Raw genomic sequence first — 25,398 nt, 5'->3', positions numbered from 1 at the left:
AATAAAAAAATAGCCGCTTTTTACAGCGGCTATTTTTTACAGCGACGATGGTTATTCCGCTTCGAAATCTCTATGCACCGCCCAGATAGGCTTTTCGCACTTCGGGGTCGACCAACAGTTCCTGACCGCTGCCGCTAAGGCGAATTTCGCCATTGACCATCACATACGCGCGATCCGAAAGTTTAAGCGCGTGGTTTGCGTTTTGTTCGACTAAAAAAAGCGTCATCCCGGCCCGTGTTAACTCGCGCAACGTCTGGAAAATTTGTTTCACCACCAGCGGCGCTAACCCCAGACTCGGTTCATCCAACAGCAGTAATTTGGGGCGACTCATCAGTGCGCGGGCAATAGCCAGCATCTGCTGCTCTCCTCCCGAGAGGGTCATAGCGCGCTGATTGCGCCGCTCCTCAAGGATGGGAAACAGGTGATACATCTTTTCTTTATCCTCTTTATGGTATCGGTTGCCGATAGGGATGCTCCCCATCAGGATATTCTCTTCGACCGTCATGTCCGGGAAGATTCGCCGTCCTTCCGGGACCTGGGCTATCCCGTTCGTGGCAATAAAATGGGTGGATTTGTGGCTGATATCGTCGTTACGGTAAAAAATCTGCCCGCGCGCGATACGTGGTTGCCCAAAAATGGACATCAGCAGGGTCGATTTTCCGGCACCGTTGGCGCCAATCAACGAGACGGTTTCTCCTTCATTTACCGTTAGCGAAATCGCTTTCAGCGCCTGAATCGGGCCATAAAAAACGTCCACATGGCGAAACTCCAGCAATGGCTGACTCATCCGGCAAGCTCCTCTTCATCTGTCCCCAGATAGGCGGCAATCACGCTGACGTTGTGCTGGATCTCCGCGGGTGCCCCCCGGGCAATCACATCGCCGTGATCAAGCACGATAACGTGGTCGGAAATCTCCATGACCATGCTCATATCATGTTCGATCAACAACACGGTAACGCCATGCCGTTCACGCAGGACACGCACAATACTACTGAGCGCCTCGGTTTCCACCGGGTTGAGTCCGGCTGCCGGTTCGTCGAGGCAAATCATCTCCGGGCCCGTACACATGGCGCGAGCAATCTCCAGCCTGCGCTGCTGGCCATAGGAGAGGGTGCCGGCCAGGCGGTTTGCACAATCCACAAGGTTCACCACCTCCAGCCAGTAAAAGGCGCGGTCGAGCGCCTGATTTTCGGCTTTTTGATACGCCGGTGTGTTAAAAATTCCGGCAATCAGGTTGCGGTTCGCCTGCATATGCTGGGCCACCATCAGATTTTCGATCACCGACATTTCGCGAAACAGGCGGATGTTCTGGAAGGTTCGCGCCAGTCCTGCACGGTTGACCAGATGCGTACCGCCGAACATTTTGTAGTAGATGCGTGAAGCCAGACGGCCAGGATTGAAAAAATCAGTGGCGTGGATTTTTTGCCCTAATACCTGAATCACATCGGTAGTTTTGGCACGGGTATTAAACACAATCGCGCCGCCAGAGGCCTGATAAAATCCGGTCAGGCAGTTGAACACCGTGGTTTTTCCGGCACCGTTTGGACCAATCAACGCCGTGATTGAACCCCGGGCGACCTCCAGATTGACATCGTTGAGCGCTTTTATTCCGCCAAAGTGCATCATCAAATTTTCAACGCGTAAAATGCTGTCAGTCATGGCGCGACCCCTTTGCGAATAGCGAAACCGGCGCGGCTGGTGCGGACCAGTCCACGGGGACGCCAGATCATCATTAACACCATTAAGACGCCGAACAGCAGTACCCGGTATTCGGCAAAATCCCGGAGTAACTCAGGGGCAACGGTCAGAACAAAGGCCGCCAGCACGACACCAAGCGTGGAGCCCATCCCGCCGAGTACGACGATGGCAAGAATGAGCGCAGACTCGAAGAAGGTGAACGAGGTCGGATTAACAAACCCTTGATAGGTTGCGAAAAAGACACCGGCAATCCCGGCCGTCGAGGCTCCCATCATAAAGGCGGACAGTTTGACTAAGACATGGTTTAAACCCAGAGAGCGACAGGCAACCTCATCTTCGCGAAGGGCTTCCCAGGCGCGGCCAATCGGCATTTTGGTTAAGCGATGTTTGATGAACAGCACCAGCAACACCACCAGAACCAGGACCGTATAGATAAAAATAAACTTCAGGTTAGGGTTATACGTCAGACCGAAAAACTCATGAAACGGCACGCCGCCGTCTTTCGCCCGTCGGCCAAACTCCAGACCAAAAAGCGTGGGGGCAGGTACGGACACCCCATTCGGCCCACCGGTAAAACTCAGCCAGTTGTTCAGGATCAGACGGATAATTTCACCAAATCCCAGCGTGACAATCGCCAGATAATCCCCGTGCATTCGCAATACCGGAAATCCCAGTAGCGCGCCAGCCAGCGCCGCCATAACAGCGCCAATGGGCAACATGACCCAAAAACCAAGCCCCAGATACTGATATCCCAGCGCCAGCCCATATGCGCCAATGGCGTAAAAGGCCACGTACCCCAAATCCAGCAATCCAGCGAGCCCGACCACAATGTTCAGACCCAGTCCCAACAGCACGTAGATCAGCCCCAGAATCGCCACCGTCAGCAGATACTTGGTCGCCACAAAGGGGAAGGCGATAGCCAGCAGCATCAACCCTGGAATTATCCAACGCATACGGGAGACGTAACCCACCGGGCGGACGTACACTCCGTCGTCAGCGCCTTCAAACCGGCTGGCGAATTTCTGCCCGATCTGGGTTTGCAGCGCCAGGCTGACGAGAAAACGTCCAGCCATGACCACGGCAACCAACCACGCCACGCGGGTGGGGGCAAGCGTGAAACTGTAGCCTTTTAAAACAATCCCCACGATGGGGCCAAATACAATCAGCGCGCACAGTCCGGCTAATACGGTGTCGAGCAGGCATTTTTTAAGATCAAGTTCTGATTTCACGACGGCCTCTGTCATCTCTGTCATCGTTTTGCCCTCACACCTTCACGACCATTGGACGTCCCAACAGCCCCTGCGGGCGGAAGATCAGGATCACCACCAATAAGGCAAAGGAGAACACGTCCTTATAATCGGAATTCACAAGCCCGGCGAATTGCGCCTCGGCTATACCGAGCAGCAGGCCGCCAAGCATGGCGCCGGGAAGCGAACCGATCCCGCCCAGTACCGCAGCCGTAAACGCCTTGATGCCGATGATAAAGCCAGCATAAAAGTCAAACGTACCGTAGTTCATGGTCACCAGAACGCCCGCCAGCCCCGCCATTGATGCGCCCATCACAAACACCAGCGAGATAACCCGGTCAGTGTTAATGCCCAGAATGGAGGCCATACGCCTGTCCTGCTGCGTCGCGCGACAAATTCGCCCCAGTCGCGTGTACTGGATAACCCAGGTCAAAACCGCCATACCGACAAACGCGGCCAGCAGAATAAAGATTTTGGTCCAGGTGATTTGCACCATTCCGTCGCCGACATTGAAACGCAGCACGCCGCTCATCAGCGTTGGGATGCCTTGCTGGTTGGGTCCCTGACTGATTTGCACATAGTTTTGCAGAATGAGTGACATACCGATGGCAGAGATGAGTGGCGCCAGACGGGTTGAATTTCGCAGGGGTCGATAGGCAATACGTTCGATGACCCAGCCGTAGACCCCCGTTATCACGATGGTGAAGATCAGGGTGCCAAAAATCAGCAGGGGGAAAGAGTGAATGCCAAAGTAGGAGAGCAGTCCCAGGCCAATGGCACAGAGGTACGCGGAGATCATGTAAACTTCGCCATGCGCGAAATTGATCATGCCGATGATGCCGTAGACCATGGTGTAACCGATGGCAATCAGGCCATACACCGCTCCCAACGTCAGACCGTTGATCATCTGTTGTAAGAAGAAAGCATCCATTTGAAATTCCCGCCAGTGGTAAGGCAACCGGCTAGCACAATCCGGTTGCCTTCAGGGTTGCAATGCCTCACCCGAGAGGGGAGCGAGAAGTCAGAACCGACCTGACGGTATTAGAGTTGGTGGTACTTACCTTTGTCATCCCACTGATAGACCACGTAATCAGACACTTTCAGATCGCCTTTCTCATCCCAGGATTTGGGACCCATCACCGTGTCAACGGAGTGTGATTTCAGCCATTCGCCCGCTTTGGCGTTGTCTTTTCCTGCGGCGCCGTAGGCAGCAGCAAGGGCCTGAATTGAGGCATAGGCGTACAGGGTGTAGCCTTCAGGTTCAAAACCGCTGGCGCGGAATTTCTCAATGACCGCTTTGCCTTCCGCAATGGTGCGAGGGTCTTTACCAAAGGTCATCAACACGCCATTGGTATACTGCGCGCCACCGGCAGCCGTCACCATCTCCTCCGTCACCACACAGTCGCCGGAGAAGAATTTCGCCTGTACACCTTGCTCCCGCATTTGACGCACCAACGGACCCGCTTCCGGATGGCAACCGCCAAAGTAGACAACGTCTGGCTTCAGCGCGCCGATTTTGGTCACCAGGGCATTGAAATCTTTTTCACCGCGCGACAGTCCCTCATACAGAACTTCTTTGGTGCCCCGTTTTTGCAGCGCGGCTTTCGTCGCGTCGGCTAAGCCCTGACCGTAGGTATCTTTGTCGTGAATGATGGCGATCTTTTTCGCTTTCAGCACGTCCAGCATGTAGTTTGCCGCCGTGACGCCTTGCTGATCGTCACGACCACACATGCGGAGCATGCCTTTCATTCCGCGTTCGGTAATCAGTGGGTTAGTTGACCCCGGGGTTATCGTCAATACTCCCGCTTCATCATAAACTTCGGAAGATGGCATAGTGGAAGACGAACAGAAATGACCGACCACGGCAGAGACTTTGGATTCATCGACCAGCCGGTTTGCCACCGCGACGGCCTGCTTTGGTTCGCAGGCATCGTCGCCCTGCACCAGCACGATTTTCTCACCTTTAATACCGCCTGCCGCATTGATATCCGCCGCCGCCTGCGATGCTCCTTTCCAGTATTGCGCCCCATACGTGGCATTGGGACCGGTAAACGGCCCTGCCACGCCAATCGTGATATCTGCCTGTGCATAAAATGCGGTACTTAAACAACCCATAACGGCAATCTGCAGAGGTAACTTAATCATTTTAATAGACATTTGGATATTCCTCAGTACTGTTCAATACCAGGCGCCGGGAGGCGCGGGGAAAATCATAAACTTCGTCATTTATTGCGTTATCAAGCGGGCCGCGTACGGCTGTCTTTTTTTAAGCAAAAACTCCGCCAGGTTGATAAATATCGACATTGTTTTCTGACAGACGTAGCAATGCGATGTGAAATACGGCGTCGCAATTTCATCAGGTCAGTGTCAATCGTTATCTAAGGAGGTGGTTGCCTTCACGTGGCAGACTGGGATGCGTGGTATCCAAACCGTCCAGAATCTTAAACATAGCTGCAGAAAAGTCAGGCTGCGCACCTTGTCGGTGCAAAAATGCGGAGAGGATCACTTGAACGATGCGCAAGGCTCAGGAAGGCAGGGCTTCTGATCTCCCCGTTTTGTTTAGAAAAATCCCCGTCCACCCTGTAAGATGAGCCCTGGCAAGCGTATTTCACTGAGGATGAGCGTTATGAACACGGGACCATTGAACGAAAGCGAACTGGAGTGGCTGGATGATGTACTGACAAAGTACAACACCGAACACGCGATTCTGGATGTGTCAGAGCTGGATGGTCTGCTGACGGCGGTACTCAGTTCTCCACGTGAGATTGAGCCGGAGCAGTGGCTGGTGGCAGTATGGGGCGGGCCGCAATATGTGCCGCGCTGGTCATCGGAAAAAGAGATGACGCGCTTTATGAATCTTGCGTTCCAGCATATGGCTGATACCGCCGACAGGCTGAACGAGTTTCCGGAGCAGTTTGAACCTTTATTTGGCCTGCGCGAAATTGAAGGCCATGAGCTGACGATTGTCGAAGAGTGGTGCTTTGGCTATATGCGCGGTGTGGCGCTTTCTGACTGGTCAGCGTTGCCAGACTCGCTGAAACCAGCGCTGGAGGCAATTGCGTTGCACGGTACGGAAGAGAACTTTGCCGTGGTAGAGAAGATGACGCCAGAGGCATTTGAAGAAAGCGTAGAGGCTATCCGGATGGCGGCGCTGGATCTTCACGCCTGGTGGATGGCGCATCCGCAAGAAATTCCGTTGCAGGTACCGGTGAAAGTGGACGCCAAACCCGGCCGTAACGATCCCTGTCCTTGCGGCAGCGGCAAAAAGTATAAGCAGTGCTGTCTGCATTAATAGTACGTTAAGTTCAGATGGCGCTTAAACCGCAGTTTACGCGCCATCTTCTGCACTCAACCTGGTTCGGGCAGCAGTCCCGCCGCGATAGAGAACTGAACTCCGATCACCACGATCCCGCAAAGAAACACCAGACCTAACGCCAGTGAACCGCCTTTAACGCGATATCCCGCCTGAGGGTTATGCTTTCGGCTTTGCCATGTCAGCAAAGAAGGGATCAGCAACGCCAGTACCGCCAGCGCTACACCGGCATAGCCCAGCGCCATGACAAATCCACGCGGATAGAAGAGGGCAAACGCCAGCGGTGGCAAAAAGGTAATTGCGCCAGTTTGCAGGCGTCCGCCAGCGGTATTGCGACGCTGGAACAGATCCGCCTGGTAATCAAATAATCCCAGCGCAACGCCGAGGAACGAGGTCGCCAGCGCCAGATCGGCGAACAGGTGCACCGCCAGCTCAACGTGAGGTGAGGCGACCACTTCCCGTAACGCCTGAAGCAGACCGTTTAATCCGGCGTGATCGGCCAGCAGCCCCATAAATGTTGAGGAGTCGATACTGCCGAGGGTCGCAAGCTGCCAGAAAATATAGGCGATCAGCGGAATTGCGCTGCCGGTGATAAACACCCAGCGTAATTTACGAATATTGCCGTCCATATAGCTGACAATGCTGGGCACGCTACCGTGAAAACCAAACGAGGTAAAAATCACCGGAATGGCGGACCACGCCAGTCCTTGCTGCAGCGGCAGGGTAAGAAGATTGATTTTGTGAATGTGCGGCATCAGCAGCGCCAGCATCACCACGAGGAAGATTATTTTGGCGCTGAACAGAAAACGGTTGAACAGATCGACAAGCGACGTTCCAACGCAGACCACTCCACCGGCAACAAAGGTGAACAGCAATACGCCAGCGGTGGGCGACATTTCGCTGCCAGTCCAGTCGTTGATACTGGAGGCGAGCAACTCACCGGCGCCGCTAATGTAGGCCGCTGTCAGGGCATACATTAAAAACATCATGCTAAACCCGGTCACCCACTGACCGTAGCGTCCCAGATACCGTTTTGCCAGCGTACCCAGCCCCGTATCTGCCGGAACATGTTGATACACTTCGAGAAGTAACAGCGCGGTGTAACACATCAGCGCCCACAGCCCAATCAATAACGCCAGCGTGACGCTGAAACCCACACCCGCTGCCGCCAGCGGCATGGCCAGCATACCTGCACCGATTGTGGTTCCCGCCACGATAAAAACACTTCCCAGAGTTCTATTCTTCACGCTTTCCTCTGTCCCAGAGATAATCAATAGTGGTATCTGCGGCGCAGGGTAAGGCATTACGTGATTTTCGTCAAATCGTCGTTACAATGAGTGTGAAGTTTTCTTTACGGTTTTTATAAGTGTGGTTGGCCCCGCATCATGCCAGTAGCCGAAGGATGTAAACCTGCGTTAGCGCAAAGCAGATAATGCGGCTTCATCTTAGGCTAGGTGCTTTATTGAGGAGGATGTATGGATTCTATTCACGGCCACGACGTGCTTAACATGATGATTGCGTCAGGCGAGCAATACACCCATGCCAGTCTTGAGGCAGCGATCGTTAAGCGGTTTGGTGCGCAGGCACGTTTTCATACCTGTTCAGCAGCAGAGATGACGGCGGCAGAGCTGGTGGCTTTTCTGGCGGCGAAGGGGAAATTTATTGCGAAGGATGACGGTTTTACGACGCACGAAAGCAAGATCTGCCGTCATTAAAAGAGTCCGGTGAAGTGGGCAGAAAACCCGCTTCACCGAAGCGAAATTAATTCTGTGTATCCAGCGTCGACAGTTCTTTGTCGATGAAGTAAAGGCCTTCACCGCTTTTACCTGCCAGCGTTAATTTATCAATGACCGATTTAAATAACTTCTCTTCTTCATGCTGTTCAGCCACGTACCACTGCAGGAAGTTAAAGGTAGGATAATCCTGGTTGGTCATCGCCGCGTGAGCCAGTTCGTTAATTTTCTGGGTGATCAATTGCTCGTGTTCGTACGTAACACGGAACAGTTCATCCAGTGACGCATATTCAGCGAAAGGAGACGCGACGGTATTAATACGCGGTAGGCTACCGGTATCGGTCAGATAATCGAACAGACGCTGCATATGCGTCATCTCTTCCTGGGCGTGACGGCGCAGGAACGCGGCGGCACCTTCAAAGCTGTTATAGCTGCACCACGCACTCATTTGCTGATAGAGCAGAGACGAATATAACTCGAGGTTCATCTGTTCATTCAGTTTTTCGATCATTTCTGTTTTCAGCATTGTTCTGCTCCACACATGTTAATGATATGTCGATGTGGCGCCACTATAATTTGTTATTTAATTATTTGCAAAAGGTAAAATAATAAAATCAATTATTAAAAATGCGAATGGGAATAAAACGCATTAACGCTCTTGAATTAAAAATAAAGACACGCTGAAATAATAAAAGGCCAGTCACTAATAAATAAACTGACCTCAACGTTTAATAATAGCCAGGTGTCGTAGAGGGGATCGCCACGCCCTGACACTGATACGATAAGGTTATTTTCGTATTCAGACACAGAGAACCCGCATAAACACTACAGGTAGACACAGGCTGGCCAAATCCGACGGCGTTCGCATAGCCCATTTGCTGACATTCACGCGTGGCGGTACCTTTGGCGACATAGTCGTCAGTACGTGCCGTTTGCAGCATCGCCTGATTCCAGGTGAGGCGAACAATCCCACTGGTTGCGTTGGCTTCGCTGACGTTTGCTTGTCGGGTGATGGTGCATCCCGCCAACATTAACAGCGAGAGGGCAAGAAAAAGGCTCTTCATGATATCGCTCTGAAAATTCGGTGATACGCTATCCTACCTGATACACCCTCGGTCCAATGGCTTGAATAGCCTGAGGATCACCCATGTTTAATGGCAACGACCGGGCGAAATGTACAAAAAATGCTCCACAGGCAGATAAAACGTGAGCCTGTTTTTGTTTTTTAAAACCATCTTTCATTAAATTTGAAAATACATTCATCACATAGTAATGTGGCGTCAATTTCACAGACTCACGTCGGGATTTATCGCGACGCATTCAGGAGATACAGTATGAAAATTGCACTGATGATGGAAAACAGCCAGGCAAGCAAAAATGCCATCATTCATAACGAACTCAAGGCCGTTGCGGATGAGAAGGGATTTCCCGTCTTTAACGTGGGCATGAGCGATGAGAATGACCATCATCTGACCTATATTCATCTTGGCATTATGGCCAGTATTCTGCTCAATGCTAAAGCGGTTGATTTTGTCGTGACCGGCTGCGGCACGGGTCAAGGGGCGCTGATGTCTCTGAACATCCATCCGGGCGTGATTTGCGGATACTGTATCGATCCGGCTGATGCGTTTCTGTTTGCCCAGATCAACAACGGCAATGCGCTTTCTCTACCTTTCGCGAAAGGTTTTGGCTGGGGTGCCGAGCTGAACGTTCGCTTCATCTTTGAAAAAGCGTTCACGGGTCGTAATGGCGAAGGCTACCCGCCGGAGCGTAAAGAGCCGCAGGTTCGCAACGCAGGCATTCTGAACCAGGTGAAAGCGGCCGTGGTAAAAGAGAACTATCTGGATACCTTGCGTGCTATCGATCCTGAGCTGGTGAAAACCGCTGTGTCGGGTCCGCGTTTCCAGCAGTGTCTTTTCGAAAATGGTCAGGACAAATCAATCGAAGCATTTGTACGTGAAATTCTGGGGTAAGGTTCTTTGATGGCATAGGGCCGGACAGCGCAACGCTTACCGGCCTGCAAGATGCCGCATGTCAGCCCGGCCAGCGTTGAGCGACCGGGCGACAGTAATGTGTTTTTGTTCGATTCCGCACTTCCTCTATTGCTGACTCTAACTTCTGCGTAGCAAGCACCCTGCCAGACCCCATCTTTTGCTGTCGATGATGGTTCTTATCAAAAAAATCTATAAAAATTTACCAAAACATGCAATGAGATAACATTATGATTTTTATGCTAAAAACATAATAATTGAAAGAATTTGCACATTTTTATGTGTGATCTGCGTCACATAAATATTGATTTTTGTGACGGATGTCATATTATATTGCTCGTAGACAATAAACCTGAACAACAATCAAACGGAGCAATGCTATGAAACTGCGCAAAATTCTGAAAAGCATGTTCGAAAATTATTGCAAAACATTCAAAGATGTACCGCCAGGCGGTATGTTCTGATAAAAAAACCTGCTACGGCAGGTTTTTTTATACCTGTATTTTTGCTGCGTTTACGCTGCTATCGTTTCTGTTCCTGAATAGGTACTATGACGACCTTTCTATAAGGAGCTCACTATGTCCCAAACACTGAACGCCGATCAGGAACTGGTCTCTGACGTTGTTGCCTGCCAACTGGTTCTCAAACAAATTCTGGACGTTCTTGACGTGATCGCCCCCGTCGAAGTTCGCGAGAAAATGGCTACCCAACTGAAAAACATCGATTTTTCAAGCCATCCTGCCGCAGCCGATCCCGTGACGATGCGCGCTATCCAGAAAGCTATCGCCTTGATCGAGCTGAAATTCACGCCGCAGGGCGAAGCTCACTAAATAAATCAATGTATTAGATTTTTGAAGCATGTTTATTACGCCTCCTGCATCAGGGGGCGTAATTGTTTCTGAATCATCGGGGGAGTCGGCAATGCGACGGTTGCCCGGCCTGCGGTAGATGTTCTTGCAGGCCAGACTGGGGGGTATGGCGTTAATCAGACGCTATACCGCCATCAGTGGTGCTGATGGTTGACGACGTTGAGTAAGTGCTTGTCGGTTTGCGCCATGCACAGACCTGCGCGTTTGGCGCTGCAAACTTCATCGAAGATCGTTTGTAATAGCACGCCATCCTGCAGCTGTTCTTTTTTCAGGTCGTGGAGAAAATCAAGCGTGAGGTCGTCATTCAACGCTTTTGCTTCGCGGGTTAAACTCGACAGGGTGCTGGAGCGCTGTTGATAATCGTCGAGGGTTTTCTGAAATAACTCTTCAAGTGACGTTAACTCATCGCCTGGAATATCAATCGCTTTAACGATGGGGTTAGCGCCTGCGCTCTTCATAAAATTAAACATGCGCATCATTTGGGTGATGTTACTTTGCGCCTGAGTGCGAAGAAACATCGCTGTGCCCGTCAAGCTGTTATCCGCACACCACTCGCTCAGGCGAAGGTAAAGATTGGATGCGTAAAACTCAAGATTCATCTGGGCGTTGAGCTTGTGAGCCATTTCTACTGCAGCCATGTCAATATCCTTATTTCCAGAAAAGGGGCTGTGCGTAACCAGCATCAGCGCAGCAGGCTGCTGCCACACTTAACATCTACGCACAAGTGATACTGTTAGCAGAATAAATCCGTTCTGCCGGTCCTTTATGTGATCACGTAGTCATTTCCGTTGATGATCGAAATAAGCATACCGCCTGTATGGATATAAGAAAATCCTTATAATGAAATGTTTAAAGTTTTTTACATATTTTTCTTAAATATCGGTTGTGAACCAGGAATTTTAGAAATTATGTCTCGTCAGTGCAACGTCATGATTTAACGTTGATTAAAGTATCGATAGATGTTTGAAGCATTGTTTTAAATGACGGAGTGAGATAGTTCCAACGGGTATCATATGTTCAATGATAATTATCCATTATGGCTGTTTCGGCAGTTATTAGATAAAGCTGTACTGGCAGGTCTCCCACCAGGGCTGAAGTGTGTGCCAGATCATTTTTAGAAACGTGAAAACGTCAAGCCAATCACTCTATCGTCACTGCTGTTTGATTTTCCCGATCCGCTCTGCGCCGGTCGTTAAAGATGGCAATCTGATTAGCGGCAAAGGGTTAGGCCATATATTTGATTTTGCACTGACGCTCAGCGCCCGTTAACCTGGTGACGACGCTCCGGTTCGTGATCATGCGGACCATATTTACTATCGCGGGTAAATAAAACGTTCCCGAATACACCCGTATTCGGGAACAAGGATTGGCTGGCTGGGGTTATGGACTAATCTGCTATACCTCTTTTTATTTGTCTGACAAATTCCCATTTTCTTATGTCATTTCCCGCTAAATTTATGCACGCAATTACTGTAATTCTGTGATGTGATGCCGCTCTCCTATGGAGAATCAATTTCCCGCTAAAACTTATTCCAGCACTGGCATTAATCGTTGATATAAATGGTAATGCCTTGTTTTTCGTCTGAATTACAAAAACTCGTTCGTTTTTACCCTACATAAAAGAACGCTAAAGCTGGAGTTAACCATGCACAAATTCACTAAAGCGCTGGCGGCTATTGGCCTGGCTGCCGTTATGTCACAATCCGCTATTGCTGAAACCATGAAGCTCGGTTTTCTGGTGAAACAGCCAGAAGAACCCTGGTTCCAGACGGAGTGGAAATTTGCTGATAAAGCCGGAAAAGATTTGGGTTTTGAAGTGATTAAAATTGCCGTCCCCGATGGCGAAAAGACCCTGAATGCCATCGACAGCCTGGCCGCCAGCGGCGCGAAAGGGTTTGTTATTTGTACACCGGATCCGAAACTCGGCTCGGCAATCGCTGCCAAGGCGCGCGGTTACGACATGAAAGTCATCGCGGTGGACGACCAGTTTGTTAACGCCAAAGGCAAGCCGATGGATACCGTTCCTCTGGTCATGATGGCGGCGACTAAAATTGGCGAGCGTCAGGGTGAAGAGCTGTACAAAGAGATGCAGAAACGCGGTTGGGATGTGAAAGAGACTGCGGTAATGGCGATCACGGCGAACGAGCTGGATACCGCGCGTCGCCGTACCGGTGGCTCAATGGACGCGCTGAAAACCGCTGGCTTCCCGGAAAAACAGATCTACCAGGTGCCGACGAAATCCAATGACATCCCTGGTGCATTTGATGCTGCGAACTCCATGCTGGTTCAGCATCCGGAAGTGAAACACTGGCTGATTGTCGGTATGAACGACAACACCGTACTGGGCGGCGTGCGTGCGACGGAAGGCCAGGGCTTTAAAGCTGCCGATGTGATCGGTATCGGTATCAACGGCGTGGACGCGGTCAGTGAACTGTCGAAGGCGCAAGCGACCGGCTTCTTCGGTTCGTTGCTGCCAAGCCCGGACGTACATGGCTATAAATCCAGCGAAATGCTCTACAACTGGGTGACCAAAGGCGCGGAACCACCAAAATTCACTGAAGTGACTGATGTAGTGTTGATTACGCGTGACAACTTCAAAGAAGAACTGGCCAAAAAAGGGTTAGGCGGTAAGTAATCGGCAGTAGAAAACACCCTCTGTCGCTGCGGCGGCAGAGGGTTTGATTAACGACTAACGACCCAGATTCACGGAGACGTTATGCAACAATCTACCCCGTATCTCTCATTTCGCGGCATTGGAAAAACCTTTCCTGGCGTCAAAGCGCTAACGGATATCAGTTTTGACTGTTATGCCGGTCAGGTGCATGCGCTGATGGGTGAAAATGGCGCCGGGAAATCAACACTCTTAAAAATTCTCAGCGGTAATTACGCGCCTACCACGGGTTCTTTAGCGATTCTTGGGCAAGAGGTCACCTTTGCTGACACCACTGCCGCATTGAACGCCGGTGTCGCTATTATTTACCAGGAATTACATCTCGTGCCGGAAATGACCGTCGCGGAGAATATCTATCTAGGTCAATTGCCGCATAAAGGCGGAATTGTAAACCGTTCGCTGCTTAATTATGAGGCTGGGCTGCAGCTAAAACATCTGGGGATGGATATTGATCCTGATACCCCGCTGAAATATCTCTCGATCGGGCAGTGGCAGATGGTGGAGATCGCCAAAGCGCTGGCGCGTAATGCCAAAATTATCGCCTTTGATGAACCGACCAGTTCACTCTCAGCCAGAGAGATTGAGAACTTATTCCGCGTCATTCGTGAACTGCGTAAAGAAGGCCGCATCATTCTCTACGTTTCGCACCGTATGGAAGAAATTTTCGCGTTGAGCGACGCCATTACCGTGTTCAAAGATGGCCGCTATGTCAAAACATTTGCCGACATGCAGCAGGTGAACCACGACGCGTTAGTTCAGGCGATGGTGGGGCGCGATCTCGGCGATATTTACGGTTGGGAATCAAGGCCCTATGGCGCAGAGCGTTTGCGTCTGCATGAGGTGAAAGCACCCGGTGTAAAAACACCGATCAGTTTGTCGGTGCGCAGCGGTGAGATTGTCGGGCTGTTTGGCCTGGTCGGCGCCGGACGCAGTGAGCTGATGAAAGGGTTGTTCGGCGGCACGCGTATCACTGAAGGTCAGGTGTATATCGATGAAAAACCGATTGATATCCGCAAACCAGCCAATGCCATTGCGGCAGGCATGATGCTCTGCCCGGAAGACCGTAAAGCCGAGGGGATCATCCCGGTGCATTCTGTACGCGACAACATCAACATCAGCGCGCGTCGTAAGCATGTCCGGGGCGGGTGCCTTATCAACAACAGTTGGGAAGAGACCAACGCTGACCACCATATTCATTCACTGAACATTAAAACACCGGGGGCGGAGCAACTGATCATGAACCTCTCCGGCGGGAATCAGCAAAAGGCGATTCTGGGTCGCTGGCTGTCGGAAGAGATGAAAGTCATTTTGCTTGATGAACCAACACGCGGCATAGATGTGGGCGCAAAACACGAAATCTATAACGTTATCTACGCCCTGGCGGCGCGGGGCGTTGCTGTGTTGTTTGCCTCCAGTGATTTGCCGGAGGTTTTGGGCGTCGCCGACCGTATTGTGGTGATGAGGGAAGGTGAGATCGCCGGTGAATTGCTTCACGAACAGGCGGATGAACGGCAGGCTTTGAGCCTTGCTATGCCAAAAGTCAGCCAGGCAGTCGCCTGAGTAAGGAGAGTATGATGTCTTCTGTATCTACATCGGGATCTGGCGCGCCTAAGTCGCCGTTTAACCCTGGTCGCATTTGGGATCAGTACGGAATGTTGGTTGTGTTCGCGGTACTGTTCCTGGCCTGCGCTATTTTTGTGCCAAACTTTGCCTCCTTTATTAATATGAAGGGGCTGGGGCTGGCTATCTCCATGTCAGGCATGGTGGCCTGCGGGATGTTGTTCTGTCTGGCATCCGGCGATTTCGACCTCTCTGTCGCCTCCGTCATTGCCTGCGCCGGGGTAACGACCGCTGTGGTCATCAACATGACCGAAAGCCTGTGGATCGGCGTGGCGGCAGGACTGCTGCTCGGCGTGCTGTGTGGTCTGGTGAACGGTTTCGTGATTGCCCGCCTAAAGATCAACGCCCTGATTACCACGCTTGCGACGATGCAGATTGTGCGCGGCCTGGCCTATATCATTTCTGACGGGAAAGCGGTCGGTATTGAAGACGAGCGTTTCTTTACCCTCGGCTATGCTAACTGGTTCGGGCTGCCTGCGCCGATCTGGTTAACGGTCGCTTGTCTGATAATCTTTGGTCTGCTGCTGAACAAAACCACCTTTGGCCGTAATACGCTGGCGATTGGCGGTAATGAAGAGGCGGCGCGCCTGGCCGGGGTTCCGGTTGTTCGCACCAAAATCATCATCTTTGTGCTCTCGGGGTTGGTTTCTGCTGCGGCGGGCATCATTCTGGCATCGCGTATGACCAGCGGCCAGCCGATGACCTCGATTGGTTATGAGCTGATTGTGATTTCTGCCTGTGTACTTGGGGGCGTTTCCCTCAAAGGCGGCATCGGGAAAATCTCATATGTGGTGGCCGGGGTGTTGATTCTGGGGACCGTGGAAAATGCCATGAACCTTCTGAATATTTCTCCTTTCGCGCAGTACGTAGTTCGTGGCTTGATCCTGCTGGCCGCGGTGATCTTCGACCGTTACAAACAAAAAGCGAAACGTACTGTGTAACGTTTTTATCAGCCAACTTTTCAGTATAGTCCCCCCTGATCGTCAGCCCCTAATAAGGCTGGCGATTGTCTTTCAAAATGGCGAGCATTGTCACACTGTCTATACTTACATGCTAATGGGGGCGTTTTTCGCCTCCCAAAAACCATGATAAGGAGGAGAACAGGGTGACAGACTTGTTAACCGTATCCCCTGAATTATCTGCAAACCATGCCTGGTTTTTTGACCTTGATGGAACCCTGGCTGAGATCAGACCGCACCCCGATCAGGTGACGATACCGGACGCCATTCTCCAGATGCTACACCGCCTGGCCATGCAGAATGCGGGGGCACTGGCATTGATTTCAGGGCGTTCGATGGTTGAACTTGACGCGCTGACAACTCCTTTTCGTTTTCCGCTTGCCGGAGTACACGGGGCCGAGCGCCGTGATATCCATGGTCAAACCCACATCGTGACGCTTCCACAGGCGTTAAAACGTGACGTCTACAACCAGTTATCTGCGGCGCTGGAAAACCTGCCTGGCGCTGAACTGGAAAGCAAAAACATGGCATTCGCGCTGCATTACCGACAGGCGCCGCAGCATGAAGCGGCGTTACTGATGCTGGCGAAGCGCGTTACCGCCCGTTGGCCGCAGTTAGCGTTGCAACCGGGTAAATGTGTGCTGGAGATTAAACCCCGGGGGAGTGACAAAGGTGAAGCCATTGCCGCATTTATGCATGAGGCCCCCTTTGCAGGCCGTACTCCTTTGTTTATAGGCGACGATCTGACTGATGAAGCGGGGTTCTCGGCGGTGAATCGGGCGGGCGGCATGTCGATCAAAGTCGGTTGCGGTGAGACGCAGGCCAACTGGCGTTTAGCCAGCGTGGCTGACGTCTGGCGTTGGCTGGAACAGATCCATAATCCACAACAAAAACAAAAATCAGCGAGTGACAGGAGAGATGGCTATGAGTCGTTTAGTCGTAGTATCTAATCGAATTGCTCCCCCCGATAATAAAGGCAGTGCTGGCGGGCTGGCGGTTGGTGTACTGGGCGCTCTAAAAGCCACTGGAGGGCTGTGGTTCGGCTGGAGTGGGGAGACGGGGGACGAAGATAAGCCGTTGAAAAAAGTGACGCGCGGGAATATGACCTGGGCGTCTTTTAATCTGAGCGAGCAGGATTACGAAGAGTATTACTGCCAGTTTTCTAACGCTGTTCTGTGGCCGGCATTTCATTACCGGCTGGACTTAGTGCAATTTCAGCGCAATGCCTGGGAGGGATATCTGCGGGTCAATGCGTTGCTGGCGGACAAACTGCTGCCGCTGTTAAACGAAGACGACATGATCTGGGTTCACGACTATCACTTGCTGCCGTTTGCCAGTGAATTGCGCCAGCGTGGCGTGAATAACCGTATTGGCTTTTTTCTGCATATTCCGTTCCCGACCCCTGAAATTTTTAACGCCTTGCCACCCCACGATTCGCTGCTGGAGCAGATGTGTGATTTCGATTTACTCGGATTCCAGACCGAAAACGACCGACTGGCATTTCTGGACTGTCTGGCGAGTCAGACCCGAGTCACCACACGCAGTCGACGTCATACGGCGTGGGGCAAAGCATTTTGTACCGACGTGTATCCGATTGGCATTGCGCCGGAAGAGATTGCTCAGCAGGCGAAAGGTGCGCTGCCGCCAAAACTGGCGCAGTTGAAGGCGGAACTGAAGAATGTGCAGAACATTTTTTCTGTCGAGCGACTGGACTATTCCAAAGGGTTGCCCGAGCGTTTTCAGGCCTATGAAGCGCTGCTGGAGCACTATCCTCAGCATCACGGTAACATCCGCTATACGCAAATTGCGCCGACGTCGCGTGGTGATGTACAGGCTTACCAGGATATTCGCCACCAACTGGAGACGGAAGCAGGGCGGATCAACAGCAAATACGGTCAACTGGGCTGGACGCCGCTCTACTATCTGAACCAACATTTTGATCGCAAGCTGCTGATGAAAGTATTTCGTTACTCTGATGTGGGGCTGGTGACGCCACTACGGGATGGCATGAACCTGGTGGCGAAGGAATATGTTGCCGCGCAGGACCCCGCCAACCCCGGCGTGCTGGTGCTTTCACAGTTTGCCGGTGCCGCCAACGAACTGACATCCGCGTTAATCGTTAATCCGTATGATCGGGATGAAGTCGCCGCCGCGTTGGATCGCGCATTAACCATGCCCCTTGCCGAACGTATTTCGCGCCATGCGGAAATGCTGGCGGTGATAATCAAAAATGATATCCATAACTGGCAGGAACGCTTTATTCACGACCTGAAGGAAGTTGCGCCGCGTAGCGTCGAAAGTCAGCAGAGGAACAAAGTCGCGACCTTTCCCAAACTGGCCTGACATTCGCTCATCGGCGCTTATTCTTTCGCCAGCGGAACCAACAAAACATCTACCTGGCTGGCGCTGACCACACTTTTCGCAGAGCAGGAGGCTCGCGAAAAGAAACTGTGGTTATGATTTCCGTAAATGACCAAATCCACCGCATGTTTTCGGCACACATCCAGAATATGTTCGTTAAGCTCCCCATAAGTGATAAAGGTTTGCTCAATGGGATAACCCGCGTCGCGACTGAGTGTATTAAGAAAATCCTGTGTCTCCTCCTGCATCACCTCGCGTAAATCCTCCAGCATCGGCGCAGCGAACTGGTTATAGATCTCAGGATCGGAGGCAAGAGTAATCAAACTAATGCGGGCGTTTACAGGGCGCGCGATGGAAACGGCTTTGGCTAAAAGTTGGCGGCTTTCTGGCGTAACGGCAACGGCGACAAGAATATGGGTGTAGCTCATAACTCGCTCCTTAATTGCAAGAATATGAGGTGGTAGTTCAGCTTTACTCTGTTTAAACCAATACTGCAACGCTTTGAGAGGGCAATTGTGTGAGGGTTATCATAATTATTCATTAGATAATCTTATGATTGAAATCGTCACAAAAATCACCAGCAAGACATTATTGTGTAATTTAAATTAAATTTTGTGGGTATGAAAATGAAATGTTAATTGCAATGTAACAAAAATTAACATATAACCTATGGTAACTATGGGGTATTAATTAACTCATCTTAATAGTTAAGTTATTGTTTTATTAGAATTAAATATTGCCCCTCATAAAACAACATACCCAATTATTTTATATTTTCATAAAGTGACATTCACTTTATGAAACAAGTGGCGTTTGTCTATTTATTGAACGTCTGGTCGGAGCTCTGGAATACAAAGTGTGTTCAGTTGGTGAATAAACACACAAAATAAAAGCTTAACTGATGGGTTTATGTTAAGTATTTGGGTAATTTTGTGACGTAGATCACATATTTTTCAAATTCGCAGCCCCGCTCCGTTGTATGTGTCGGTGGTGGCGAGTAGAGTTGCGTCGAATTAGGAAAAATCTTAGGTATTTGTAAGAATTGATTAAAACGTGTAAATGGCGAGTGTTCCCTGGAGGGAGTGCTTTCCAGTGCGCGTTTGTACCTGAACACTGCTATGCATTTGACCTTTTTGATTTTTTTACCGGGAATTCCCGGCAACATCACGGGGTGCGGTTTTACCGCATAAAAATAAAATGGGTTATTCTGGATGGGAACAATGCACACATCCGAGTTGCTGAAACATATCTATGACATCAATTTGTCATACTTTCTTCTCGCACAGCGTCTGATCGTACAGGACAAAGCATCCGCGATGTTCCGCCTGGGTATCAGTGAAGAGATGGCGAACACGCTGGGGACTTTAACGCTTCCGCAAATGGTCAAGCTGGCCGAAACAAATCAATTAGTATGTCATTTCCGCTTTGACAGCTGCCAGACGATCACCCGTCTGACGCAGGATTCGCGTGTCGACGATCTTCAGCAAATTCATACCGGCATCATGCTGTCGACGCGTCTGCTTAACGACGTGAATCAGGCTGAAGATGCGACGCGTAAGAAAAGGGCCTGATGATGAGCGAAAAAAGCATTGTTCAGGAAGCGCGCGATATCCAGTTAGCCATGGAATTGATCACGCTTGGCGCCCGTTTGCAAATGCTGGAAAGCGAAACACAGTTAAGTCGTGGTCGTCTCATCAAGCTGTATAAAGAATTACGCGGCAGTCCTCCGCCAAAAGGGATGCTTCCGTTTTCCACCGACTGGTTTATGACATGGGAGCAGAATATTCATGCTTCCATGTTTTGTAACGCCTGGCAGTTCTTGCTCAAAACAGGGTTATGCAGCGGCGTGGATGCCGTGATCAAAGCGTATCGACTTTACCTGGAGCAGTGCCCGCAACCGGAAGAGGGGCCGCTGCTCGCGCTAACCCGTGCCTGGACACTTGTGCGTTTTGTTGAAAGTGGTTTGCTTGAATTGTCGCGCTGCAATTGCTGTGACGGTAATTTTATCACCCACGCACACCAGCCTCCGGGCAGCTTTGCCTGCAGTTTATGCCAGCCTCCTTCCCGCGCCGTAAAAAGACGTAAACTTTCCCGTAATGCTGCCGATATTATTCCACAACTGCTGGATGAACAGATCGAACAGGCTGTTTAACCGATACGGTGTGGACAAACACTCCAGCAGCGGTAAGCGATTACCGCTGCTTTTTTTTGTCTCGCGTACGCGTTAATGCCCCGACTGCGCATCCTGCCATAGTCAACAGCGGAAGGATGATGTCGTGCTTATCTTATTAGGATACCTGGTGGTTATCGGTACAGTTTTCGGCGGTTATGTGATGACCGGCGGACACCTTGGGGCACTCTATCAACCAGCTGAACTGGTCATCATCGGTGGCGCGGGTATAGGGGCGTTTATTGTCGGTAATAACGGCAAAGCCATCAAAGGGACGATGAAAGCGATCCCGTTACTGTTTCGACGTTCGAAATACACGAAAGCAATGTATATGGATTTACTGGCGCTGCTCTATCGCCTGATGGCCAAGTCGCGGCAGCAGGGGATGTTCTCGCTGGAGCGGGACATTGAAAATCCAGGTGAAAGTGAAATTTTCGCCAGCTATCCGCGCATTCTCGCCGACGCGGTAATGCTTGATTTTATTGTAGATTATTTGCGTCTGATCATCAGCGGCAATATGAATACCTTCGAAATTGAAGCGTTGATGGATGAAGAAATTGAGACTCACGAAAGTGAGTCAGAAGTCCCGGCCAACAGTCTGGCATTAGTCGGCGATTCATTACCGGCGTTTGGCATCGTGGCGGCGGTGATGGGGGTGGTGCATGCACTGGCTTCCGCTGACCGTCCGGCCGCTGAACTCGGCGCACTGATTGCGCATGCAATGGTGGGAACATTCCTCGGGATCTTATTGGCTTATGGGTTTATTTCACCGCTGGCCAGCGTCCTGCGCCAGAAGAGTGCGGAAACCAGCAAAATGATGCAGTGCGTGAAGGTCACTCTGCTCTCAAACCTGAACGGTTATGCGCCGCCGATCGCCGTCGAATTTGGCCGTAAAACGCTCTATTCCAGTGAACGTCCTTCCTTTATTGAACTGGAAGAGCATGTGCGCGCGGTGAGAAACCCGAACCCGCAGCAGACGACGACCGAGGAAGCATGAAAAATCAGGCCCATCCCATCATCGTCGTAAAACGACGAAAACATAAAGGACACGGCGGTGGGGCGCATGGCTCGTGGAAAATCGCCTATGCCGACTTTATGACCGCAATGATGGCGTTTTTTCTGGTCATGTGGCTGATTTCCATCTCCAGCCCGAAAGAGTTGATCCAGATTGCGGAATATTTTCGCACCCCGCTGGCAACGGCAGTGACGGGCGGCAACCGAATCTCGAACAGTCAAAGTGCCATTCCTGGCGGCGGTGATGACTACACCCAGCAACAGGGGGAAGTTAACAAGCAGCCGAACATTGATGAGCTGAAAAAACGCATGGAGCAAAGCCGTCTGAGTAAGTTGCGCGGCGATCTCGATCAGCTGATTGAATCGGACCCTAAACTGCGCGCGTTACGCCCGCATTTGAAGATTGATCTGGTTCAGGAAGGGCTGCGCATTCAGATTATCGACAGCCAGAATCGGCCAATGTTTAAAACCGGTAGCGCCGACGTTGAACCGTATATGCGCGATATTCTGCGCGCCATCGCGCCCGTGCTTAACGGCATTCCAAATCGCGTCAGCCTCTCTGGTCACACCGATGACTTCCCTTATGCCAACGGTGAAAAAGGCTACAGCAACTGGGAACTGTCTGCTGACCGCGCCAATGCGTCGCGCCGGGAGTTGGTTAGCGGCGGCCTGGATGACGGGAAAGTGTTACGGGTGGTCGGCATGGCGGCCACGATGCGCCTGAGCGATCGCGGTCCCGGTGACGCCATCAACCGCCGTATCAGCCTGTTGGTGCTCAATAGACAGGCAGAGCAGGCCATTTTGCATGAAAACGCTGAAAGCCAGAATGAGCCGGTAAGTGTCTTACAACAGCCAGCGGCCGTGCCGTCGGCAAGCGTTCCCACATCGCCACCAGCCAATTCGAGGTGATAGCGTGAGCATGGATATTAGCGATTTTTATCAGACATTTTTTGATGAAGCTGACGAATTGTTGGCTGACATGGAACAGCACCTGCTCGATTTGGTGCCTGAGGCGCCGGATTCAGAGCAACTGAATGCGATTTTTCGTGCCGCGCATTCGATAAAAGGGGGCGCAGGCACGTTTGGTTTTACCGTTTTGCAGGAAACCACCCACTTAATGGAAAACCTGCTGGATGAAGCCCGGCGCGGTGAGATGCAGCTCAATACCGACATTATCAACCTGTTTTTGGAAACGAAAGATATTATGCAGGAACAGCTCGACGCCTATAAAAGCTCTGAACAGCCGGATACCGCAAGCTTCGAATACATCTGCAATGCGTTACGCCAGTTAGCGCTTGAAGCAAAAGGTGAAACAGCACCTGCCGTAGTGAGCGCCGCCAAACTGAGTGTTGTCGACAGTATGGCGATTCAGGAAGAGACCGCAGCGCCGCAGAGTAGCGAAGAGACGCAACTGCGCATTGTGCTGTCTCGCCTGAAAGCCAATGAAGTCGATTTACTGGAAGCAGAGCTGAGCAATCTGGCCACCTTAACGGATGTCGTTAAAGAGGCCGATAGCCTCAGTGCGACGCTGGATGGCGGCATTGCGGAAGATGACATTATCGCGGTGCTCTGCTTTGTGATTGAAGCCGACCAGATTGCGTTTGAGCAGGTGCCTGTTACGCCTGCCAGCCTCGAGGAGTCACCGGTGGCCGAGGTGTCGCCAGCACAGAGTCCGGCGGTCGTTTCTGCGGTGAAGAGTGCGACCCGCGAGCCACAGCCCGCACGTGCGGAACGTGAAAAACCGGCCCGTGCCAGTGAATCGACCAGTATTCGCGTGGCGGTTGAGAAGGTGGATCAACTGATCAACCTGGTGGGCGAACTGGTGATTACCCAGTCGATGTTGGCGCAACGCTCCAACGAGCTTGACCCGGTGAATCACGGCGATCTCATCACCAGCATGGGTCAGTTACAACGTAACGCCCGCGACCTGCAAGAGTCGGTCATGTCGATTCGTATGATGCCGATGGAGTATGTTTTCAGCCGTTTCCCACGCCTGGTGCGCGATCTGGCAGGCAAGCTGGGCAAGCAGGTTGAGCTGACGCTGATCGGTAGCTCGACGGAACTGGACAAGAGCCTGATTGAACGGATTATCGATCCCCTGACGCACCTGGTGCGCAACAGTCTCGACCACGGTATTGAGTTACCGGAAAAACGCGCAGAATCCGGCAAAAGTGCGGTCGGGAATCTGATCCTTTCTGCGGAACATCAGGGCGGGAATATCTGCATTGAAGTGACCGACGATGGGGCGGGGCTTAACCGTGAACGCATCCTGGCAAAAGCGATGTCGCAAGGGATGGCGATCCACGAAAACATGACCGATGACGAAGTCGGCATGTTGATTTTTGCCCCGGGTTTCTCGACGGCGGAACAGGTGACGGACGTGTCTGGCCGGGGTGTCGGCATGGACGTGGTGAAACGTAACATCCAGGAGATGGGCGGCCACGTTGAGATCCAGTCAAAACAGGGTTCCGGCACCACGATTCGCATTTTGCTGCCGCTGACGCTGGCCATCCTCGACGGCATGTCGGTTCGTGTGGCAAATGAAGTCTTCATTTTACCCCTGAATGCGGTGATGGAGTCGCTCCAGCCGCGCGAAGAAGACTTGCATCCACTGGCGGGCGGCGAACGCGTGCTGGAAGTGCGCGGGGAATATTTACCGCTGGTGGAACTGTGGAAACTGTTCGATGTGGTTGGCGCGAAAACAGAAGCGACCCAGGGCATTGTGGTGATCCTGCAAAGCGCCGGACGACGTTATGCGCTGCTGGTCGACCAGCTTATTGGCCAGCACCAGGTGGTGGTTAAAAACCTGGAGAGCAACTACCGCAAAGTGCCGGGCATTTCCGCCGCCACCATTCTGGGCGACGGCAGCGTTGCACTGATTGTGGATGTTTCTGCGCTACAGGGTTTAAACCGCGAACAACGTATGGCGATCACCGCCGCCTGATTGAGTGAGGAAGGAAAGAGATATGACCGGTATGAGTAACGTAACCAAACTGGCCGGCGAGCCGTCAGGCCAGGAGTTCCTGGTTTTTACGCTGGGAGACGAAGAGTACGGCATCGACATTCTGAAAGTGCAGGAAATTCGCGGCTACGATCAGGTGACACGCATCGCTAACACGCCATCGTTTATCAAAGGGGTGACCAATCTGCGCGGCGTTATTGTGCCGATTGTTGATCTGCGTGTGAAATTTAGCCAGGGCGACGTCGAATATAACGACAATACGGTGGTGATTGTCCTGAATCTGGGACAACGCGTCGTCGGTATCGTGGTTGATGGCGTGTCTGATGTGTTATCGCTGACGGCGGATCAAATTCGCCCGGCGCCGGAGTTTGCCGTGACCTTGTCGACGGAATATCTGACGGGGCTGGGGGCGCTGGACGACCGTATGCTGATTCTGGTGAATATCGAGAAATTGTTGAATAGCGAGGAGATGGCGCTGTTGGATATCGCGGCGTCTCACGTGGCGTAATGCTGCTCAGTTAAGAAATTATCGAGAACCTGTCACTCTGGTGAAGGGTGACGTTCACCTTATGTCCACTGCTTCTCTGCAATCACCCTACCTGTGAACGTGCAAGGGAGGCTCGCCGCCGCCTCCCTTGCAACCCTGGCTCCCGGCAAGGAAAATCGTCGCTTCGCGATACATTCGCCTTATTCCGCCTGCCTTTCGGGTCGGGGTGAAGTGGTCTACTTAATTTGGACACAGCCAGAGGTTCTTTGTCTTTCCATCTCGGTGGGTGTCAACCCACCGTTG

26 protein-coding genes and 1 pseudogene are annotated in these 25,398 nt (G+C 51.7%); 17 read left to right on the top strand and 10 right to left on the bottom strand.

Annotation, left to right across the window (positions count from 1 at the left end):
- Positions 1-70: 70 nt before the first annotated feature.
- The 5 genes from AC07UY_RS18580 to AC07UY_RS18560 all read right to left on the bottom strand — a co-directional run bounded on the left by AC07UY_RS18580 (position 71) and on the right by AC07UY_RS18560 (position 5,060).
- Complete coding sequence (locus tag AC07UY_RS18580) at positions 71-787, bottom strand: ABC transporter ATP-binding protein (protein ID WP_203360873.1); 717 nt, start codon at positions 785-787, stop codon at positions 71-73.
- Complete coding sequence (locus tag AC07UY_RS18575; RefSeq protein ID WP_192612539.1) at positions 784-1,659, bottom strand: ATP-binding cassette domain-containing protein; 876 nt, start codon at positions 1,657-1,659, stop codon at positions 784-786. Before AC07UY_RS18575 ends, AC07UY_RS18580 begins: the two co-directional genes overlap by 4 nt.
- Complete coding sequence (livM, locus tag AC07UY_RS18570) at positions 1,656-2,942, bottom strand: high-affinity branched-chain amino acid ABC transporter permease LivM (protein WP_494701761.1); 1,287 nt, start codon at positions 2,940-2,942, stop codon at positions 1,656-1,658. Before livM ends, AC07UY_RS18575 begins: the two co-directional genes overlap by 4 nt.
- Positions 2,943-2,961: 19 nt before the next feature.
- Positions 2,962-3,876 (bottom strand): ABC transporter permease subunit, encoded by a 915-nt coding sequence (locus AC07UY_RS18565; RefSeq protein ID WP_192612538.1) that lies wholly within the window; start codon positions 3,874-3,876, stop codon positions 2,962-2,964.
- A gap of 110 nt (positions 3,877-3,986) precedes the next feature.
- Positions 3,987-5,060, bottom strand: a complete 1,074-nt coding sequence (locus AC07UY_RS18560; RefSeq protein ID WP_494701760.1) for a branched-chain amino acid ABC transporter substrate-binding protein — start codon at positions 5,058-5,060, stop codon at positions 3,987-3,989.
- Between the two features lie 511 nt (positions 5,061-5,571).
- Between AC07UY_RS18560 and AC07UY_RS18555 the strand changes: the two genes are divergently transcribed.
- Entirely contained in the window at positions 5,572-6,237 is a 666-nt protein-coding gene (locus AC07UY_RS18555; protein ID WP_494701728.1) for a YecA/YgfB family protein, read from the top strand.
- A gap of 56 nt (positions 6,238-6,293) precedes the next feature.
- On the opposite strand, the gene tyrP is transcribed toward AC07UY_RS18555, so the two are convergent.
- On the bottom strand, positions 6,294-7,505 hold the full coding sequence (gene tyrP / locus AC07UY_RS18550; RefSeq protein ID WP_494701727.1) for a tyrosine transporter TyrP: 1,212 nt from the start codon (positions 7,503-7,505) through the stop codon (positions 6,294-6,296).
- A gap of 228 nt (positions 7,506-7,733) precedes the next feature.
- Between tyrP and AC07UY_RS18545 the strand changes: the two genes are divergently transcribed.
- Positions 7,734-7,973, top strand: coding sequence for a YecH family metal-binding protein (locus tag AC07UY_RS18545; protein WP_276294814.1), 240 nt, complete (start codon positions 7,734-7,736; stop codon positions 7,971-7,973).
- Between the two features lie 46 nt (positions 7,974-8,019).
- Here AC07UY_RS18545 and ftnA read toward each other — a convergent pair whose 3' ends face one another.
- Both ftnA and AC07UY_RS18535 read right to left on the bottom strand, forming a co-directional pair.
- On the bottom strand, positions 8,020-8,517 hold the full coding sequence (gene ftnA, locus AC07UY_RS18540) for a non-heme ferritin (RefSeq protein WP_192612533.1): 498 nt from the start codon (positions 8,515-8,517) through the stop codon (positions 8,020-8,022).
- A gap of 202 nt (positions 8,518-8,719) precedes the next feature.
- Positions 8,720-9,055, bottom strand: coding sequence for a YecR-like family lipoprotein (locus tag AC07UY_RS18535; protein WP_203360879.1), 336 nt, complete (start codon positions 9,053-9,055; stop codon positions 8,720-8,722).
- A 270-nt stretch (positions 9,056-9,325) separates the two neighbouring features.
- On the opposite strand from AC07UY_RS18535, the gene AC07UY_RS18530 reads away from it, so the two are divergent.
- From AC07UY_RS18530 to AC07UY_RS18520, 3 genes are all read left to right on the top strand, one after another.
- Positions 9,326-9,964 carry an RpiB/LacA/LacB family sugar-phosphate isomerase gene (locus AC07UY_RS18530; RefSeq protein ID WP_494701726.1) on the top strand — a complete coding sequence of 213 codons (639 nt, stop codon included), beginning with the start codon at positions 9,326-9,328 and terminating at the stop codon, positions 9,962-9,964.
- Positions 9,965-10,362: 398 nt separating this feature from the next.
- A complete protein-coding gene (azuC, locus tag AC07UY_RS18525) occupies positions 10,363-10,446 on the top strand; it encodes a stress response protein AzuC (protein ID WP_004136622.1) in 84 nt (27 codons plus the stop codon).
- A gap of 114 nt (positions 10,447-10,560) precedes the next feature.
- The gene (locus AC07UY_RS18520; RefSeq protein ID WP_203360881.1) at positions 10,561-10,812 is read left to right on the top strand and encodes a DUF2766 family protein; all 252 of its coding nucleotides are present in this window, start codon (positions 10,561-10,563) and stop codon (positions 10,810-10,812) included.
- 173 nt (positions 10,813-10,985) lie between these two features.
- Here the strand turns inward: AC07UY_RS18520 and AC07UY_RS18515 are convergent, their stop codons facing one another.
- Complete coding sequence (locus tag AC07UY_RS18515) at positions 10,986-11,489, bottom strand: non-heme ferritin-like protein (protein WP_494701725.1); 504 nt, start codon at positions 11,487-11,489, stop codon at positions 10,986-10,988.
- Between the two features lie 544 nt (positions 11,490-12,033).
- On the opposite strand from AC07UY_RS18515, the pseudogene AC07UY_RS18510 reads away from it, so the two are divergent.
- The 6 genes and pseudogenes from AC07UY_RS18510 to otsA all read left to right on the top strand — a co-directional run.
- A pseudogene (locus AC07UY_RS18510) lies at positions 12,034-12,120 on the top strand (DJ-1 family protein); the annotation flags it as partial.
- Positions 12,121-12,496: 376 nt separating this feature from the next.
- Positions 12,497-13,486, top strand: coding sequence for an arabinose ABC transporter substrate-binding protein AraF (gene araF / locus AC07UY_RS18505; protein WP_494661137.1), 990 nt, complete (start codon positions 12,497-12,499; stop codon positions 13,484-13,486).
- A gap of 81 nt (positions 13,487-13,567) precedes the next feature.
- Positions 13,568-15,082, top strand: a complete 1,515-nt coding sequence (gene araG / locus AC07UY_RS18500; protein ID WP_494701724.1) for an L-arabinose ABC transporter ATP-binding protein AraG — start codon at positions 13,568-13,570, stop codon at positions 15,080-15,082.
- A gap of 14 nt (positions 15,083-15,096) precedes the next feature.
- Complete coding sequence (araH, locus tag AC07UY_RS18495) at positions 15,097-16,083, top strand: arabinose ABC transporter permease AraH (protein WP_203361258.1); 987 nt, start codon at positions 15,097-15,099, stop codon at positions 16,081-16,083.
- Positions 16,084-16,247: 164 nt separating this feature from the next.
- Positions 16,248-17,051 (top strand): trehalose-phosphatase, encoded by an 804-nt coding sequence (gene otsB / locus AC07UY_RS18490; protein WP_494701723.1) that lies wholly within the window; start codon positions 16,248-16,250, stop codon positions 17,049-17,051.
- Complete coding sequence (gene otsA, locus AC07UY_RS18485) at positions 17,026-18,444, top strand: alpha,alpha-trehalose-phosphate synthase (RefSeq protein WP_494701722.1); 1,419 nt, start codon at positions 17,026-17,028, stop codon at positions 18,442-18,444. The genes otsB and otsA overlap by 26 nt, the downstream gene beginning before the upstream one ends.
- Before the next feature lie 17 nt (positions 18,445-18,461).
- Here the strand turns inward: otsA and uspC are convergent, their stop codons facing one another.
- A complete protein-coding gene (uspC, locus tag AC07UY_RS18480; RefSeq protein ID WP_494701721.1) occupies positions 18,462-18,890 on the bottom strand; it encodes a universal stress protein UspC in 429 nt (142 codons plus the stop codon).
- A 792-nt stretch (positions 18,891-19,682) separates the two neighbouring features.
- Between uspC and flhD the strand changes: the two genes are divergently transcribed.
- From flhD to cheW, 6 genes are all read left to right on the top strand, one after another.
- A complete protein-coding gene (gene flhD / locus AC07UY_RS18475; RefSeq protein ID WP_494701720.1) occupies positions 19,683-20,033 on the top strand; it encodes a flagellar transcriptional regulator FlhD in 351 nt (116 codons plus the stop codon).
- Positions 20,030-20,614 (top strand): flagellar transcriptional regulator FlhC, encoded by a 585-nt coding sequence (flhC, locus tag AC07UY_RS18470; protein ID WP_203361259.1) that lies wholly within the window; start codon positions 20,030-20,032, stop codon positions 20,612-20,614. Before flhD ends, flhC begins: the two co-directional genes overlap by 4 nt.
- A gap of 124 nt (positions 20,615-20,738) precedes the next feature.
- A complete protein-coding gene (gene motA, locus AC07UY_RS18465; protein WP_203360889.1) occupies positions 20,739-21,629 on the top strand; it encodes a flagellar motor stator protein MotA in 891 nt (296 codons plus the stop codon).
- On the top strand, positions 21,626-22,555 hold the full coding sequence (gene motB, locus AC07UY_RS18460) for a flagellar motor protein MotB (protein ID WP_494701719.1): 930 nt from the start codon (positions 21,626-21,628) through the stop codon (positions 22,553-22,555). The genes motA and motB overlap by 4 nt, the downstream gene beginning before the upstream one ends.
- A gap of 4 nt (positions 22,556-22,559) precedes the next feature.
- Positions 22,560-24,590, top strand: a complete 2,031-nt coding sequence (gene cheA, locus AC07UY_RS18455; protein WP_494701718.1) for a chemotaxis protein CheA — start codon at positions 22,560-22,562, stop codon at positions 24,588-24,590.
- 22 nt (positions 24,591-24,612) lie between these two features.
- Positions 24,613-25,116 (top strand): chemotaxis protein CheW, encoded by a 504-nt coding sequence (gene cheW, locus AC07UY_RS18450; protein WP_203360892.1) that lies wholly within the window; start codon positions 24,613-24,615, stop codon positions 25,114-25,116.
- Positions 25,117-25,398: the final 282 nt, after the last annotated feature.

It is taken from the genome of Citrobacter sp. GW821-FHT02E08 (assembly GCF_059421685.1).
The sequence above is the reverse complement of the archived record's forward strand: the minus strand, read 5'-3'. Positions and strand labels throughout refer to the sequence as shown.

Excerpts from the sequence above, each read along its gene's own strand:
- flhD (WP_494701720.1), top strand. The coding sequence starts at position 19,683 with ATGCACACATCCGAGTTGCTGAAACATATCTATGACATCAATTTGTCA.
- araH (WP_203361258.1), top strand. The coding sequence starts at position 15,097 with ATGTCTTCTGTATCTACATCGGGATCTGGCGCGCCTAAGTCGCCGTTT.
- araG (WP_494701724.1), top strand. The coding sequence starts at position 13,568 with ATGCAACAATCTACCCCGTATCTCTCATTTCGCGGCATTGGAAAAACC.
- cheW (WP_203360892.1), top strand. The coding sequence starts at position 24,613 with ATGACCGGTATGAGTAACGTAACCAAACTGGCCGGCGAGCCGTCAGGC.
- AC07UY_RS18565 (WP_192612538.1), bottom strand. The coding sequence starts at position 3,876 with ATGGATGCTTTCTTCTTACAACAGATGATCAACGGTCTGACGTTGGGA.
- ftnA (WP_192612533.1), bottom strand. The coding sequence starts at position 8,517 with ATGCTGAAAACAGAAATGATCGAAAAACTGAATGAACAGATGAACCTC.
- araF (WP_494661137.1), top strand. The coding sequence starts at position 12,497 with ATGCACAAATTCACTAAAGCGCTGGCGGCTATTGGCCTGGCTGCCGTT.
- azuC (WP_004136622.1), top strand. The coding sequence starts at position 10,363 with ATGAAACTGCGCAAAATTCTGAAAAGCATGTTCGAAAATTATTGCAAA.
- motB (WP_494701719.1), top strand. The coding sequence starts at position 21,626 with ATGAAAAATCAGGCCCATCCCATCATCGTCGTAAAACGACGAAAACAT.
- AC07UY_RS18535 (WP_203360879.1), bottom strand. The coding sequence starts at position 9,055 with ATGAAGAGCCTTTTTCTTGCCCTCTCGCTGTTAATGTTGGCGGGATGC.
- AC07UY_RS18555 (WP_494701728.1), top strand. The coding sequence starts at position 5,572 with ATGAACACGGGACCATTGAACGAAAGCGAACTGGAGTGGCTGGATGAT.
- AC07UY_RS18560 (WP_494701760.1), bottom strand. The coding sequence starts at position 5,060 with ATGGGTTGTTTAAGTACCGCATTTTATGCACAGGCAGATATCACGATT.
- AC07UY_RS18520 (WP_203360881.1), top strand. The coding sequence starts at position 10,561 with ATGTCCCAAACACTGAACGCCGATCAGGAACTGGTCTCTGACGTTGTT.
- AC07UY_RS18575 (WP_192612539.1), bottom strand. The coding sequence starts at position 1,659 with ATGACTGACAGCATTTTACGCGTTGAAAATTTGATGATGCACTTTGGC.
- AC07UY_RS18515 (WP_494701725.1), bottom strand. The coding sequence starts at position 11,489 with ATGGCTGCAGTAGAAATGGCTCACAAGCTCAACGCCCAGATGAATCTT.
- AC07UY_RS18580 (WP_203360873.1), bottom strand. The coding sequence starts at position 787 with ATGAGTCAGCCATTGCTGGAGTTTCGCCATGTGGACGTTTTTTATGGC.
- otsA (WP_494701722.1), top strand. The coding sequence starts at position 17,026 with ATGAGTCGTTTAGTCGTAGTATCTAATCGAATTGCTCCCCCCGATAAT.
- AC07UY_RS18530 (WP_494701726.1), top strand. The coding sequence starts at position 9,326 with ATGAAAATTGCACTGATGATGGAAAACAGCCAGGCAAGCAAAAATGCC.
- livM (WP_494701761.1), bottom strand. The coding sequence starts at position 2,942 with ATGACAGAGGCCGTCGTGAAATCAGAACTTGATCTTAAAAAATGCCTG.
- AC07UY_RS18545 (WP_276294814.1), top strand. The coding sequence starts at position 7,734 with ATGGATTCTATTCACGGCCACGACGTGCTTAACATGATGATTGCGTCA.
- uspC (WP_494701721.1), bottom strand. The coding sequence starts at position 18,890 with ATGAGCTACACCCATATTCTTGTCGCCGTTGCCGTTACGCCAGAAAGC.